We start from the raw sequence: 13,570 nt of genomic DNA on the forward strand, positions 1-13,570 counted from the left end.
AATGTCCGCTCCTGTTCATGCAAAGGTCGTGATTATTGGCTCTGGCCCCGCGGGCTACACGGCGGCGATCTACGCCGCGCGTGCGATGCTCGAGCCGATCCTGATCCAGGGCATCCAGCCGGGCGGCCAGCTCACCATCACCACCGACGTCGAGAACTATCCGGGCTTCGCCGACGTGATCCAGGGCCCCTGGCTGATGGAGCAGATGGAGAAGCAGGCGGTCCATGTCGGCACCAAGATCGTCACCGACCTGGTGACCAAGCTGGAGACCGGGCGACGGCCGTTCCGCCTCACCTGCGACAGCGGCGACGTCTATCTCGCCGAAACCGTGATCCTCGCCACGGGCGCGCAAGCGCGCTGGCTCGGGCTGCCGTCCGAAGGGAAATTCCAGGGCGGCGGCGTCTCGGCCTGCGCCACCTGCGACGGCTTCTTCTACCGCGGCAAGGAAGTGATCGTGGTCGGCGGCGGCAATACCGCGGTCGAGGAAGCGCTGTTCCTCACCAACCATGCCTCGCAGGTCACCATCGTGCATCGTCGCGACCACTTCCGCGCCGAACGCATCCTGCAGGAGCGTCTGTTCAAGCACCCGAAGATCAAGGTGGTCTGGGACTCGGCCGTCGACGAGATCTGCGGCACCGAGAACCCGAACAAGGTCACCCATGTCCGCCTCAAGAACGTCAAGACCGGCAAGCTCACCGAGCTGAAGGCCGACGGCATCTTCATTGCCATCGGCCACGCCCCGGCGACCGAGCTGGTGAAGGACCAGGTCAAGCTCAAACCGTCGGGCTATGTCGAGGTCGCCCCGAACTCGACCGCCACCTCGGTGCCCGGCCTGTTCGCCGCCGGCGACGTCGCCGACGAGACTTATCGCCAGGCCGTGACGGCCGCAGGCCTCGGCTGCATGGCAGCACTCGAAGCCGAACGTTTCTTGGCCTTGCGCGCCAGCGAGCGTGCAGCAGCGGAATAAAGATCATGCCTCGAACACGCGACGGATTTACGGATATGGACTGGGACAAGCTGAAGGTGTTTCACGCGGCGGCTGAAGCGGGCAGCTTCACGCATGCGGGCGAACAGCTCGGCCTGTCGCAATCGGCGGTCTCGCGCCAGGTCTCGGCGCTGGAGCAGGAGCTCTCGGTCTCGCTGTTCCACCGCCACGCCCGCGGCCTGATCCTCACCGAGCAGGGCGACCTCCTGTTCCGCACCGCGCATGACGTGTTCATGCAGCTCCAGGCGGCGCGCGCCAAACTGACCGACAGCCGCGAGCGGCCGAGCGGCGATCTCAAGATCACCACCACGCCCGGCGTCGGCATCAACTGGCTGATCCCGCGGCTCGGCGAATTCACCGCGCTCTATCCGGAGATCCGGATCTCGCTGATCGTCACCGACGAGGAGCTGGACCTGTCGATGCGCGAGGCTGACGTTGCGATCCGCACCCGCAAGCCGACGCAGCCGGATCTCATCCAGCGCAAGCTGTTCGCGATGGGCTTCCACGCCTATTGCTCGCCTGATTACATCAAGCGCTTCGGCACGCCGCGCACGCTGGAGGAGCTCGACTCCCACCGCATCATCACGCTCTCGGACGGCACCTTCGCGCCGCATCTTCAGAACCGCAACTGGCTGGTCGAAGCCGGCCGCAACGGCTCGGGTCCGCGCGAGGCCTATTTCAGGGTGAACAACATCCTCGGCCTGGTACGCGCCTGTCAGCAGGGCCTCGGCATCGCCGCGCTGCCGGATTATCTGATCGAAGAGCAGAGCCGTCTCGTGCAGCTGTTCGGCGAATCGGATTCGATCCAGCTCGATACATATTTCGTGTATCCCGAGGAGTTGAAGACGGTCGCGCGCGTGCAGGTGTTCCGCGACTTCGTGGTGAGCAAGGCGCAGCGCTGGCCTTCCTGATTTCCGCATGTCTGACATGCGGCCTCGGCTGTTGCTGCATGGCGTTAGGCAAGCTCATAATGTTTGCACGCTGAGCCTTCGCGTTGCGCATTTGTCCCCCTCCTCCAGTGGCGCGGGAGTTCAGTAATCCCTCTTGGAAGGTGATTGTGTCGGCCTCACGTGGCCAATACCTTAAGCCGGGCTCGTTCGAGCCCGGCTTTTTTTCTGCCCAATTCGGCATTCGCCTTCCGCGTGTATTGACAGTTCCACGTATCGCCCGCATCATTTGCGAATGATCACGAAGTCGTGCGCAATCGTTTCGAAAAAGGGCCCCCACCCGGGGACCTCGGATTTTTGCGCGCGCTAACTACGCTTCGTCATCGCAGCAAATCCCGAAAACCCCGCCACCTGGACGGGGTTTTTTCATGTGCCCTCCGTCTCAGGTTTTTTCCCGAGAAGGAGACTGGACATGACCGACCTGCGAACGCATCTGCACGGACTCTGGCTGCCGCTGGTGACGCCGTTTCGCGATGGCAAGCTCGACGAGACGTCGCTGCGGCGGCTGACCCGACATTACTGCGGACAGGCCGTCGACGGCTTCATCCTGGGGGCGACCTCCGGTGAAGGCATGACGCTGCGGGACGCCGAGCTCGAACGCCTCGTCGCCATCGTCCGCGACGAGATGGCGGCCGGCCGCCGAACGTTGCCTATCTGCCTCGGAATGTCGGGCGCGGACACCTCGCGGCTGAAGGAGCGCCTTGATGAAACCGCGGACTGGCCGATCGACGGCTATCTGATCGCGAGCCCCTATTACGTGCGGCCGTCGCAGCGCGGGCTCCTGGCGCATTTCGAAGCACTTGCCGACCACGCCGCCTGGCCGCTCGCGCTCTACAACATTCCCTATCGCTGCGCGGTCAACATCACCAACCAGACCATGCTGCGGCTCGCCGAGCATCCCAACATCGTCGGCCTGAAGGATTGCGGCGCCAGCCGCGAGCAGTCGATCGCGCTGCTGCGCGACCGGCCGGACGGTTTTCGCGTGCTCACCGGCGAGGACGCGAATTACCTCGAGGCGCTCACCGACGGCGCCGATGGCGGCATCGTGCTCTCAGCCCATGTCGAGACCGCGACGTTCGCGGCCGTGCATGCCGAGCTGAAGCGAGGCAACCGCGACGCGGCGCAGGCGCGCTGGCAGGAGGTCGCCGAGCTGACGCGCCTGTTGTTCACCGAGCCGAGCCCCGCGCCGGCCAAGCACTGGCTGTGGCGCAGCGGCCTGATCGACAGCCCCGAAGTGCGCCTGCCGATGGTGGAAGTCAGCAGCGAGCTCGCCGCCACGATCGACCGCGAGATCGAGCGACGGATGAAAGTCGCGGCGTAGCCCCCCTCTTCACCTCACCCGCACATGGCCTTTCGAACGAACCGGTTGGCTCCGGTTCGAACGGCTGCGTGCTGCCCGACGCAATCTCAGTGGATATCAACCCATGCGACCTCACCGGTGGCTGTGCGCCCTCAAGGCCCTCTGGCAATTCCTGTCATGCGCGGGGGGCTTCACATGGACCGACAAATATCCAGCGTCGGCCTGGCTGCGCCGCGACATCGGCCTGAGCGAGGAGGTCGTGACGCGGGAGTGGAATCGGGTCGACGAGATCAGGCGCGAATACAGCGGGTGGGTTTAGCGCGACGCAATCTCACCTCGTGCACGCTGCCTTCCCTTCTCCCCTTGTGGGAGAAGGTGGCGCGAAGCGCCGGATGAGGGGTTTCTCTCCGCGCGCAAACTGTCCGTGGGGAGGGAAACCCCTCACCCGTCTCGCCGCTTACGCGGCGAGCCACCCTCCCCCACAAGGGGGGAGGGTAAGAGACCTCGTGGTTAACCGCGCCCCAATCGGCTTCGCATCCGCCGCATGGCGCATCCACGTCTCGTTTACGCTCTGGCGCCTATCGTTTTTCTTAAAAGCCTTCCAAAGGGGGAATGACCATGGGACGTCGCGCCCGGCCTACGGCCGCACAGCAATTCGTGCCCGCCGATCTTTTGCGGGGAATCCTGGTGGTTTCGTCGTTCGGGTTCTGGGCGGTGATGCTCGGCCTGATGCCGGTGCTGCTGTTTCGGGTCTGGCTCGTCGGCTGACGAGAACGCGCGCGGATGGTTAAACCCGCGTCACAAATGCGTTCAAAATGCGAGCGGCGCAGCAACCCGGAATTTTAAAACATCTCGCGTAGCGTGATGCCCATAAGCGAAGAAATCGCGGGGGCGTTTGTGAATAGTCAGAATGAAATGGCGTCGCATTACGACGCACGACAGAGCTTTACCACCGAGGAGAGCTTCACCACCGAGGACATTCTCTGGGCCGCCGGCATCTGGTCGGTGATCCTGACACTGTCGCCGGTCATCGTGTTCTACATGCTGATGGTGGCGTAGCGTTGATCTCGAGATTTCGGGTCTGGCGCTAGCGCGCCATCCCGGAATGACAGGGTGAGGCCCAAAACGCAAAACGCGCGGACGTCCGCGCGTTTTTCGTCCGGGGAATGATTTGTGAAAATTATGCCGCCTGCTTGTGCATTGCGCCGGATGCCGACGCCGTGCCGCGAATGGCCTTGACCGAACGCTCGATCGCCGCCCACAGCCTTGCAATCTCCTGAGCCGCACGGCTCTCGGCCTGATACTCACGCGCGCCTTCGCCGTGGCTGAGCGCCATCAACAAATCGGAACGATTGGTGATCTGACCGCCCCACACCGGAGCACGGAATTTCGCCAGCGCTTCGCGGGCGATGGTGACGATCGGGCTTTCGGCTTCGTCGCGCTTGGCCGGAGCACCGTTGAGCACGACCGCGTAGGGCTTGCGCGCCGCGCGGCACATCTGAATGGTTTCCTGCACCGCATTGACGTCGAACACGCCGGGACGGGCGGGAATGACCACCATGGTGGCATTCTTGATGGCGTCGTCGACGACGGCCGAGAGGTTCGGCGGCGTGTCGATCAACACCCATTCATAACCGTCGCGCTTGGCGGCGGAGACGATGCCGCTGACGGAGTTCACGGCCGATTTGATCGGCGGTTCGTTGGTGCCCCGCAGCTTGTGCCACAGCGTGAGCGACCCCTGCGGATCCGCGTCCACGAGCATGACCTGTTTGCTCGCCTTGATCTGCGCGGCGAGATGTGCGGCCAGGGTACTCTTGCCCGAGCCGCCTTTACGCGATGCAAAAACAATAACGTTCATACCTTCGGCCTCCAGATTGACCCCAGGCTCCGAAAATGAATCACCGCGCTGATTCGGGAAAGAAAAATTTACCGGGAGTTGCTCTGCCGCCACGAAATAACAAGACGTGTTGGCTTTTGAGTCACACTGCTGCGCGCGACAAGACACGAACGGCAATCAAGAGCCTGCGATGCGCGCAATCGTTGGTTTTTTTTGAGCAGCGAGAAGGGGAAAGCCGGAATGCAACCTTGCCGCGCAAACCGTCTCGCGACTCTTTTCGATCGCGTGTGGCGGTAATTTCCGCAAGCAGGCGCGCAAGGCGCGCGAACAAAAGGAGTCCGGTAGCTTTCGCGGAGCCGATGCCGCCAAGCGCGGAGCCGCGCTTCGCACGCTTGCCCGGGCCTGAGTTTCAGGGAAGGAACGCAGCGGCCGCGCTCAGCCTTCTTCGGATTTCTTCTTCCTGGCCACTTTCGGCGCCGGCTTGGTGCTCTTCTTCGCAGTCTTGGGCGCGATGTTGGTCGGCTTGCCGGCGCGGGCCTGACCCGGCTCGGGTCCCTGGCGGAAGAACACCTTGCACTGCGGCGAGAGCTGCGCCTTCTTCTGGATCATGCAGGCGGTGATGGCGTCGACGTTTGGCACGAACTCGCCGCACAGCCGCATCGCATCCGGCGTGCAGGCCTGCTGCTCCTCCTGCGTGTAGGCGAAGCCGGCGCCGGGATGGACCAGGACAGCCAGGGCAAGCCCCGACGCGGCAGCAAGAGCGGACTTCCTGAAGTGAAAAGCGGGCATCGATCCCCCATATGTCTGGTCTTGGCCGAGTGTGGGTGAACCGCCGTTCGTTGGCAACGAGGGCGGAGGCGAAACCCCTGATGTGTGCGCTCTCGGCAACAGGGCGGGCCTTCTCCTCCGCTGTCGTCACCTGGCTTGACCGGGTGACCCGGTATTCCAGAGACGCCTGACGTTCCCCGAGGAGCCGCGGCGTACTGGATCTCCCGCTTTCGCGGAGGATGACGGCGGTGGGAGGGGCAGGACTTCGGCTAACGCCTTGGCGGGACTTACGAGATCGGTTTCCACCGCTGGCCCCGACGCCCTCAAAACAAAAACCGCGAAAACAACCCCATGCACAGTAGCCGGGGCCTTGATATGCCCAGTGAAATCGCCTCTTGCGGATTTTACGAAGCGGTTTTGACTCGTCGGGCAAAACAGGGGCATGATGGCATCATCGAGAGTGCGTGGGGTGGTCGGCTGATATCCCCGTGAAGAGAGGGGGCGCATGGCCACCGTGTTGATCGTCGCGCCGGTGTTTGCCCTGATCGCATCAGGCTATGCCGCGGTGCTGTTTCGCTTCGTCACCGAGACCGCGCACAAGGGCATCTCCGAATTCGCCTTCAGCATCGCGATCCCCGCTTTGCTGTTCCGCACCATCGTCGTCTCGGAATTCCCCGACGTCAGCCCCTACCGGATGTGGGGCGCCTATTACGGCGCGCTCGCCATCACCTGGATCGCGGCGCTGGCGCTCTCAGTGCTGCTCCGCGCGCGGCGCGAGGACCGCGAGGACGGCGTCGTGTTCGCGATCGGCTCGGTCTACGGCAACATCGTGATGCTGGGCATTCCCCTGACGCTCTCGGCGCTCGGCAACGAGGCGGCAGGGCCGATGGCGCTGATCCTGTCGGTGAACACGCCGCTGCTCTGGCTCTGCGGCATCCTGCAGATGGAGTTCGTCAGCCGCAAGCGGACCGGCTCGGCGCTGACGATCATCTGGCCCGTGCTCGCCGATCTCGCGCGCAACCCGCTGATGCTGGCGATCGGCTTCGGCGTGGTCTGGCGCTTCACCGGCCTCGGCCTCAATCCCGTCGTCGACCGGACCATCGAGCTACTGGCGCAGGCGGGATCGCCGGCGGCGCTGATCGCGCTCGGCATCAACCTGTTCCGCTTCGAGGTGAAGGGCGAGATGTTGAGCGTCGTCGTGATGAGCGCCCTCAAGCTGCTAGCGATGCCGGCGGCGGCGTTCGTGCTGGCAAAACTGCTCGGCTTGCCGCCGACCGCGGCCGGCGTCGTCGTGCTGTTCGCGGCGATGCCGACCGGCGCGAACGCGTACATCTTCGCGGTTCAGTATCAGCGGCTGGTGAACCCGGTGTCGGGCGCGGTCGCGCTGGGCACGCTGCTGGCGGCGGTGACGTTGCCGGTGGTGGTGATGAGGGTGGCGGGGGTGAGGTAGGTCGCGCCGACAGACGTGGTTTCCGTTAGGCTTTCAGGCATCGTGACGGAAGCTCGACCCGACAGATCGAGGAGCATCGTCATCGTAATTGTATAACCTTCAGGTTATGAGCCTCACTGCCGAAAGGGCTATTGAGCACGCTGGCCCGCGCGCCAGGCCATCTCCCAGAAGTCTGCCTCGAGTGAGGTGGCTTCCTTGAAGATCGCAATCAGCTCTGCCTCGCGGGCCGGCGTGGCGTAGAGATCGGCGAGATGCTCCATGTGCGCCCGCGCCTTGGCAGCGACCTCCTGGTACGGCGCGCCGGCGTACTCGGCGATCCAGACGCGATAGGCGTTCGTCGCGGCGTCCGCATCGGGTCGCGCGGCGAGCCGTGTGGCGATCTCCGCGTACCCGATCACGCAGGGGGCAAGCGCCACCTTGAGCGCCAGCAGATCGCCGCGCATTCCCGCGTCGAGCACGTAGCGTGTATAGGCCAGCATCTCGGCCGCCGGAGGGGTCTGTTCAAGGTCTGTCGGGGACAGACCCCAATCGGCGCAGAGCTTCACATGCAGGTTCATCTCGACATCAAGGATGGCCGAAAGGCCGGCCGCGGCTTCACGCATGTCGGCAAGTCTGGGCGACTTGTAGACCGCGAGCGCGTAGGCGCGAGCAAACTCGATGAGGAACAGGTAGTCCTGAACGAGGTAGTGACGAAACGCCGCTTCGGGGAGCGAGCCGTCTGCCAATCCGTTCGTGAAGGGATGCTCGGTGTAGGCCCGCCACTCAACGGATGCTGCTGTCTTGAGACGCTCGAAGAAACTCACGATCTTTTTCGCCCGGCTTGCTTGTCCATGAACGTCCTTGGCTCGCTACCGATAGCGCATTGCGAACCGAGGAGCTACGGTGACCGCGGACAAAACTGGCTTTGAGCAGCGTTGCGGATGGGGCGCTCCCCGCGTCGAGAGTTTTGTGCACCGTCACCGTAGTGCGATCCGGCCGAGATTTCGCCGCTGCCGGTGCCGGAGAACATTTCGGACCGCCAGTTCTTCCAGCAACTCGCGCTATCGAACATCGTCACGACGGCCGAGGCGTTGGCAGCGGTCAAGACGGGCGACATCCCGGCGCCGCTAATGGCCATCGTGAGCGCGATGCCGGCCGATCAGCAATTCAACGCCGAGATGCTGCTCTCAGGCGCCACGGTGTTTCAGCGCAGCCATCCAATGACGGCGGCGATCGGTGCGGCCTATGGCTCGAGCGATGACCTGATCGACGCATTCTTTCGGGCCGCCGCGACGCTGTGACCGGAGAAGATTGACGGGGAGGAGGCTCCTAGGGGGCGCTCGGCGGCGTGCAGCATCCCGGCGCGCAATAGTTTTCGGGGCGTCCTTCGGCGCGGCCCTTCCAATAAATCGCGCTGCACTCGGCAATTCTGAGATTGACGTTCGACGAGTAGAGCTTTTCGCCGAGTTTGAGGCAGACGGCGAAGGCGAGCAGGCAGATCACGAAGAGTGTGGCAATGCGCCAGTCGTTATCGCTGTCGCCGGAATGATGCTGCTGTTTCTGGTCAATGCAATTTGACATCGGCAATGTTCTTCCAAAATCGTCAATGTTTTTCCAAATGCGAGAGAAAATTCTGACACCTAACCGCTGATTGTGTCAACCGGAGGCTGTGCGCGGTTTTGCAGTGCGTTAACAACTCCTGATCGGGCCTTATGCCCGGAGTCCAATGAAAGGCCGCCCCTATCGGGCGGCCTTTCGCATTCGAGAGGGGGAAATCCATGTTTTCGAGGGATGTGCTCGACGCGCTGGTCGCGGCCGCAAATGCCAACGCCACGGTGTTTCAGCGCAGCCATCCAATGACGGCGGCAATCGGCGCCGCTTACGGCTGGAGCGATGCCCAGATCGACGCCTTCTTCCGGACCGCGGCGGCGCTGTGACCGGAATTACGGTGACACTGCACTAAACTGAAGTCGCCTGACGTCGTGCAGTTTCGTGCACTGTCACCGTAATTCCGGCTTGCTTGTCCATGAACGTCCTTGGCTCGCTACCGATAGCGCATCGCGAACGGAGGAGCTACGGTGACCGCGGACAAAACTGGCTTTGAGCAGCGTTGCGGATGGGGCACTCCCCGCGTCGAGAGTCTTGTGCACTGTCACCGTAATGGCATGAAAGGCGCGGCCGATCTCCATACCCAGGTGCAAGAACCTCGGCTGGCCGACCTTCCCCAAGGGGCCGTTTTTCTTTGCGCATATCTGGCCACACGCAAAAAGCCGCCAAGGTCTCCCTCGACGGCTCGTGCCGTTGCATTTGAGTAAAGGTACTGCGTCGAGCGGTGCTCGAACGCAGCCCGTGCTTGCTCTTATTTGGACGCACACGACCTTCAATGAGGCCGGTGGGTGCGTTGCCACTGTGTCGGGCCAACGATCCCCGATCCTTATCACATGTGACTGGCGGCGACGCTCTTCAAGCCAGCACTGCTGTCCCGTTCGATGAAATGGCAAAAGCAGATTTTCCAATTAAGTCGCTGCGCTCCAGCCCGCTGCGCGGGAGCCAGAGGCGAGAGGTCGGTAGCCAGTTGAGAGGATATTGGTAGCAGTGGAGAGCCCCGTCCCTGAGAATCGAGGCGTAGTCAACCTCACTCAGGAAGGAGCTCGGCGCCAAGCTCACTGACCGGTGGCCGCCGGCAGCACTAAACCGAAGTCGCCTGATCTCGTGGAGTTTCGTGCACTGTCACCGTAATTCAAGCGCCACCTTGAGTGCCAGCAGATCGCCGCGCATTCCCGCGTCGAGCACGTAGCGTGTATAGGCCAGCATCTCGGCCGCCGGAGGGGTCTGTTCAAGGTCTGTCGGGGACAGACCCCAATCGACGCAGAGCTTCACATGCAGGTTCATCTCGACATCAAGGATGGCCGAAAGGCCGGCCGCTGCTTCACGCATGTCGGAATACGGTGACAGTGCTGGACTGCACCCCTGAAGTGAGACACGATAATTTCAGTGACAGGCATTTCAAGGATGACCTGTGGCAGGACAAGGAAAGAACCGTCAGTTTCCGACGGCCTACAAGATAAAGGCGATCAAGCGGGTTGAGAGAGGCGACGGCGTTCTGCCCGTAGCCCGTGAACTCGGAATTTCTCGCAAGATTCTCCACGACTGGATCAAGGCGTGGAAGGCCGATGGGCCAGACGGGTTGAACCGCAAGCGCGGACCCAAGCCTGGCCCCCGCAAGCTGAAGCCGCCAGCGACGTACAACGACAAGCGCTCGGCCCTCGTGCTCGCCAAAGCGCGTATCGCCGAGCTCGAAGGGCTGGTGGGTCGCCAGCAGATGGACCTCGATTTTTTTCGGCAAGCCTTGCGCGCCTTGGAGCGGCCGGCAGCGCAAGGCAAACCCGCATCCGCATCATCGAAGTCATCCAAGCGATGACTTCGCAAGCAACAGACCCAAACGTCGACGTGCAGCGACTATGCCGCCTCGCGGGCCTGCCGCGCGCTACGTATTACCGTCATCTCGCCAAACGCAGCAGCGAGACAGCCGAGTGCGAGCTGCGCGACGTGATCCAGCGCATCTGCCTCAAGCACGTCTTCTACGGCTATCGGCGGGTGACCGCGGCTCTCCGGCGCCAAGGTATGGTGGTGAATGCCAAGAAAGTTCAGCGGCTTATGCGCCAGGATAATCTGCTCGCACAGCGCAGGACGCCGTTCCTGAAGCCGCCTGCAGAACGACCATCAAGCGTTCTCGTCATCCCTAATCTGGTCCGCGGCCTAGTGCCATCCGCACCCGATCAGATCTGGGTCGCCGACATCACCTATGTCCATCTCGCCAAGACCTTTGCCTATCTCGCCGTCATTCTGGATGCCTTCTCGCGCAAGGCTGTCGGCTGGGCTTTTGAAGATACGCTCGATGCCTCACTCGCCATCGCTGCACTGGAGAAAGCCATCGACGCCCGGAAGCCGGCACCCGGCAGCCTGATCCATCACTCCGATCGCGGCGTGCAATACGCGTCCATCGCCTATCGCCAGCGACTGGCCGATCGCGACATTACCATCAGCATGAGCAGGCCGGGCAATCCCTTCGACAACGCCAAGGCCGAAAGCTTCATGAAAACGCTCAAGGTCGAGCAGGTCAACGGCAGGACCTTTACCGATCTGGGCGACGCCCGCCGCCACATCAACAGCTTTATCGCGGAGGTCTACAACAAAGAGCGCCTGCACTCGGCGCTCGGATATCAGTCGCCCCTTGAGTTCGAAGCCGCGTTCGCGCAAAACAAAGCGCGATAACGCATCGTGACAACCCCGCTGTCACTGAAATTATCGTGTCTCACTTCAGGGGTGCAGTCCAGTGCACTTAATCGATAACGACAATTCTTTTCCGACTGTGTCGCGGCTCGACCAATGCTTACTCAGCTGCATGAGCAGTACTTTTGCGGCCGCAAGCACTTCACGTTCGGGGATTCGCCCATGATATCCGCCAAGGGGCCGCCACCGAGATACCGGCGCAATGATTAGGTGTCTGGTGCGACACGCGCGCGCGAGAACCACGCGCGGGCGTCGCTACGAAAGAGCAGCACCACGGCGACCACCAACAATAGATATCCGGTGTGAAAGAGGATTGCCGCGACAGCGTTGAACCGGAGACGTTCGTCGAAATCGATGATGACGCTCGGAATTCCGATAATGACCATGACGAGACTGATCCAGCGAGCCCAATTCTGTCGCTTTCGTGCAATCAGCCAAATCCACAACGACTGCCCCGCGATGGAGCAGACGAACATGATCGGATAGCCGATCGGATACAGATTGTAGTACTTGGCAAGGCTGGCGGGATTCGCAGCAGCCGACCCCAAGCCCGTGACGAGCGCCGCACCAGCCAGACGCTCGTACCAAATGACACTATCCGGACGGCTTGCGGCCCCCACTTTCTCCGAAGCTCCACCAGCCATTCACCACCCCGACGCGACCGACGAGCCTCGGCCTAATCGGAAGACGATAGCGCACCCAACCGCAACCGGAGAAGCCGGTTGAGACACATGGTATGTTCAATCTCTGATCAAGGTGGCTTGGCTGCAACAGCTTGAGTACGGATCTATTCAACAAGCTGCTGACTGATCCGGGAGGACTGGTACAGTTGGGTGGGAACCACGAACCAGCGACAACAATATTGAAAAGACTAGCGAATTTGCGCTCGCATTAGCATGTTTTGTAGCAGGATTTTGTATTTTGCAACACGGAGTTGGCGAGCGTCAGTCGGGTGCAAGCGTGGTGGTCAACGCCTCTTTGTTTGCCCGCTACTCCTCGATCAGGTCGCCTTCTAAGACGTAGCCGACGACGACTGCAGGCTCTCCTCCACGGTTGTCGTACATCGCGCGCCAATACCAATCTTCATCGTTGAGCCCTTGGGTCGCGTAGCTGATCGACGCCTGATCTTTCCCCTCGGGAAGAACACCGGCCACAGGGCCGCTCTTGTCTGCTTTCTCGTAGAACTTGGCACCCGCCCTCAGCTTAACATCGGAGAAAGTCGATCCTTCGATATACCGCGCTGCTCTCTTCGTGTTTTGCCGCGCCAGCAAAATAGACGTCATGCTGGCCAAAACGAAGGCTGACCTCTCCTTGAAACCGTCCGGGCCATAGAGACGCGGATCATGCTTTACCCGCCACGCATCGGCTTTCTTATGCCGATACACTTGTGGTGTGAGGCGCCAGACATTCCAGAATGCCGTGTGATCGATCCCTTCTTTTGTTAGGTCTTGGTCGATTTGCGCGTGATCCAAAACGACGTAGCTGAAGTGGTCTCTCACATTTTTTCTTATGTATTCTTTGTCGCGAGCATAATAGGGCGCGCGACTCCCGAAGATGGCGAACGAATTATTCAGGTCCATTTGCGTGTCGTAGAAGGTTTCAAATTCTACGAAGAACGCTTTGCGGCAATCGGCCAAGCATTGAGCATACTCCATGTCGCGATGAGCCTTTTCGGCGGCTAGCAGAAATTCCCTTGCCTCTCCGTCCTCGATCAAATCGATCAGGCTTAAGCTACCTTCCCGGCGTCGGCCGGGGATCGAAAAGCTATCTCATGAAGGCCGCATAGTGAGATAATGGCCGCACACAGGTTTCCCTCGGGAGCCCGCGTGCGGCCTCTCTTTGGGCTATGCATTCACAAATCGATCATGTCCGCTTAGCACCCAAGAGCGGCACAAAAGCAGACCTACCGATATCGACGCGATGGGCCAGAAGCGGACCAGCATCACTATCAAGAATGCTCGTTGCATGGCGCTTTCCGCATCGCGGATATCCAGACTTAGAAAGTTGACCC

At 61.7% G+C, this 13,570-nt stretch carries 17 protein-coding genes and 1 pseudogene; 11 read left to right on the plus strand and 7 right to left on the minus strand.

The window, feature by feature from the left end:
• Position 1: 1 nt before the first annotated feature.
• The 6 genes from trxB to ACE10W_RS34565 all read left to right on the plus strand — a co-directional run bounded on the left by trxB (position 2) and on the right by ACE10W_RS34565 (position 4,291).
• Positions 2-967: a thioredoxin-disulfide reductase gene (trxB, locus tag ACE10W_RS34540; protein WP_011090115.1), complete on the plus strand. Its 966-nt coding sequence runs from the start codon at positions 2-4 to the stop codon at positions 965-967.
• Positions 968-972: 5 nt separating this feature from the next.
• Complete coding sequence (locus tag ACE10W_RS34545) at positions 973-1,896, plus strand: LysR family transcriptional regulator (RefSeq protein WP_028172837.1); 924 nt, start codon at positions 973-975, stop codon at positions 1,894-1,896.
• Between the two features lie 448 nt (positions 1,897-2,344).
• A complete protein-coding gene (locus ACE10W_RS34550) occupies positions 2,345-3,253 on the plus strand; it encodes a 4-hydroxy-tetrahydrodipicolinate synthase (protein WP_304548335.1) in 909 nt (302 codons plus the stop codon).
• Positions 3,254-3,356: 103 nt separating this feature from the next.
• Positions 3,357-3,551, plus strand: coding sequence for a hypothetical protein (locus tag ACE10W_RS34555; RefSeq protein ID WP_304548336.1), 195 nt, complete (start codon positions 3,357-3,359; stop codon positions 3,549-3,551).
• Positions 3,552-3,850: 299 nt separating this feature from the next.
• Positions 3,851-4,000 carry a hypothetical protein gene (locus ACE10W_RS34560; protein ID WP_304548337.1) on the plus strand — a complete coding sequence of 50 codons (150 nt, stop codon included), beginning with the start codon at positions 3,851-3,853 and terminating at the stop codon, positions 3,998-4,000.
• A 96-nt stretch (positions 4,001-4,096) separates the two neighbouring features.
• A complete protein-coding gene (locus ACE10W_RS34565; RefSeq protein ID WP_028172834.1) occupies positions 4,097-4,291 on the plus strand; it encodes a hypothetical protein in 195 nt (64 codons plus the stop codon).
• A 121-nt stretch (positions 4,292-4,412) separates the two neighbouring features.
• Here the strand turns inward: ACE10W_RS34565 and ACE10W_RS34570 are convergent, their stop codons facing one another.
• Positions 4,413-5,090: a ParA family protein gene (locus tag ACE10W_RS34570; RefSeq protein WP_027547672.1), complete on the minus strand. Its 678-nt coding sequence runs from the start codon at positions 5,088-5,090 to the stop codon at positions 4,413-4,415.
• A gap of 414 nt (positions 5,091-5,504) precedes the next feature.
• Positions 5,505-5,858 (minus strand): hypothetical protein, encoded by a 354-nt coding sequence (locus tag ACE10W_RS34575; RefSeq protein WP_028172833.1) that lies wholly within the window; start codon positions 5,856-5,858, stop codon positions 5,505-5,507.
• 484 nt (positions 5,859-6,342) lie between these two features.
• Between ACE10W_RS34575 and ACE10W_RS34580 the strand changes: the two genes are divergently transcribed.
• Positions 6,343-7,287, plus strand: a complete 945-nt coding sequence (locus ACE10W_RS34580; RefSeq protein WP_304548338.1) for an AEC family transporter — start codon at positions 6,343-6,345, stop codon at positions 7,285-7,287.
• 128 nt (positions 7,288-7,415) lie between these two features.
• Here ACE10W_RS34580 and tenA read toward each other — a convergent pair whose 3' ends face one another.
• Positions 7,416-8,090 (minus strand): thiaminase II, encoded by a 675-nt coding sequence (gene tenA, locus ACE10W_RS34585; protein WP_304548339.1) that lies wholly within the window; start codon positions 8,088-8,090, stop codon positions 7,416-7,418.
• Between the two features lie 192 nt (positions 8,091-8,282).
• On the opposite strand from tenA, the gene ACE10W_RS34590 reads away from it, so the two are divergent.
• A complete protein-coding gene (locus tag ACE10W_RS34590) occupies positions 8,283-8,567 on the plus strand; it encodes a hypothetical protein (RefSeq protein ID WP_060910574.1) in 285 nt (94 codons plus the stop codon).
• A gap of 28 nt (positions 8,568-8,595) precedes the next feature.
• On the opposite strand, the gene ACE10W_RS34595 is transcribed toward ACE10W_RS34590, so the two are convergent.
• A complete protein-coding gene (locus ACE10W_RS34595) occupies positions 8,596-8,847 on the minus strand; it encodes a hypothetical protein (protein WP_028172829.1) in 252 nt (83 codons plus the stop codon).
• A 197-nt stretch (positions 8,848-9,044) separates the two neighbouring features.
• On the opposite strand from ACE10W_RS34595, the gene ACE10W_RS34600 reads away from it, so the two are divergent.
• Positions 9,045-9,203 (plus strand): hypothetical protein, encoded by a 159-nt coding sequence (locus ACE10W_RS34600; protein WP_122975533.1) that lies wholly within the window; start codon positions 9,045-9,047, stop codon positions 9,201-9,203.
• 805 nt (positions 9,204-10,008) lie between these two features.
• Here the strand turns inward: ACE10W_RS34600 and ACE10W_RS34605 are convergent.
• Positions 10,009-10,209, minus strand: a pseudogene (locus tag ACE10W_RS34605) (thiaminase II); the annotation flags it as partial.
• Between the two features lie 76 nt (positions 10,210-10,285).
• Here ACE10W_RS34605 and ACE10W_RS34610 point away from each other — a divergent pair.
• On the plus strand, positions 10,286-10,687 hold the full coding sequence (locus ACE10W_RS34610; RefSeq protein ID WP_014493360.1) for a helix-turn-helix domain-containing protein: 402 nt from the start codon (positions 10,286-10,288) through the stop codon (positions 10,685-10,687).
• Positions 10,684-11,541 (plus strand): IS3 family transposase, encoded by an 858-nt coding sequence (locus tag ACE10W_RS34615; protein ID WP_304548351.1) that lies wholly within the window; start codon positions 10,684-10,686, stop codon positions 11,539-11,541. Before ACE10W_RS34610 ends, ACE10W_RS34615 begins: the two co-directional genes overlap by 4 nt.
• Positions 11,542-11,765: 224 nt before the next feature.
• Here the strand turns inward: ACE10W_RS34615 and ACE10W_RS34620 are convergent, their stop codons facing one another.
• Together ACE10W_RS34620 and ACE10W_RS34625 are read right to left on the minus strand one after the other, a co-directional pair.
• A complete protein-coding gene (locus tag ACE10W_RS34620; RefSeq protein WP_304548353.1) occupies positions 11,766-12,203 on the minus strand; it encodes a hypothetical protein in 438 nt (145 codons plus the stop codon).
• A gap of 345 nt (positions 12,204-12,548) precedes the next feature.
• Positions 12,549-13,274, minus strand: a complete 726-nt coding sequence (locus ACE10W_RS34625) for a hypothetical protein (protein ID WP_304548355.1) — start codon at positions 13,272-13,274, stop codon at positions 12,549-12,551.
• Positions 13,275-13,570: the final 296 nt, after the last annotated feature.

The sequence above is a fragment of the Bradyrhizobium sp. B025 genome (assembly GCF_042257955.1).
GTDB classification, from domain to species: Bacteria; Pseudomonadota; Alphaproteobacteria; order Rhizobiales; family Xanthobacteraceae; genus Bradyrhizobium; species Bradyrhizobium diazoefficiens.

Bases quoted from the DNA above. Each gene is read 5' to 3' on its own strand.
- ACE10W_RS34570 (WP_027547672.1), bottom strand. From the start codon at position 5,090: ATGAACGTTATTGTTTTTGCATCGCGTAAAGGCGGCTCGGGCAAGAGT.
- ACE10W_RS34545 (WP_028172837.1), top strand. From the start codon at position 973: ATGCCTCGAACACGCGACGGATTTACGGATATGGACTGGGACAAGCTG.
- trxB (WP_011090115.1), top strand. From the start codon at position 2: ATGTCCGCTCCTGTTCATGCAAAGGTCGTGATTATTGGCTCTGGCCCC.
- ACE10W_RS34560 (WP_304548337.1), top strand. From the start codon at position 3,851: ATGGGACGTCGCGCCCGGCCTACGGCCGCACAGCAATTCGTGCCCGCC.
- ACE10W_RS34620 (WP_304548353.1), bottom strand. From the start codon at position 12,203: ATGGCTGGTGGAGCTTCGGAGAAAGTGGGGGCCGCAAGCCGTCCGGAT.
- ACE10W_RS34550 (WP_304548335.1), top strand. From the start codon at position 2,345: ATGACCGACCTGCGAACGCATCTGCACGGACTCTGGCTGCCGCTGGTG.
- ACE10W_RS34580 (WP_304548338.1), top strand. From the start codon at position 6,343: ATGGCCACCGTGTTGATCGTCGCGCCGGTGTTTGCCCTGATCGCATCA.
- ACE10W_RS34600 (WP_122975533.1), top strand. From the start codon at position 9,045: ATGTTTTCGAGGGATGTGCTCGACGCGCTGGTCGCGGCCGCAAATGCC.
- ACE10W_RS34555 (WP_304548336.1), top strand. From the start codon at position 3,357: ATGCGACCTCACCGGTGGCTGTGCGCCCTCAAGGCCCTCTGGCAATTC.
- ACE10W_RS34595 (WP_028172829.1), bottom strand. From the start codon at position 8,847: ATGTCAAATTGCATTGACCAGAAACAGCAGCATCATTCCGGCGACAGC.
- ACE10W_RS34575 (WP_028172833.1), bottom strand. From the start codon at position 5,858: ATGCCCGCTTTTCACTTCAGGAAGTCCGCTCTTGCTGCCGCGTCGGGG.
- ACE10W_RS34565 (WP_028172834.1), top strand. From the start codon at position 4,097: ATGCCCATAAGCGAAGAAATCGCGGGGGCGTTTGTGAATAGTCAGAAT.
- ACE10W_RS34615 (WP_304548351.1), top strand. From the start codon at position 10,684: ATGACTTCGCAAGCAACAGACCCAAACGTCGACGTGCAGCGACTATGC.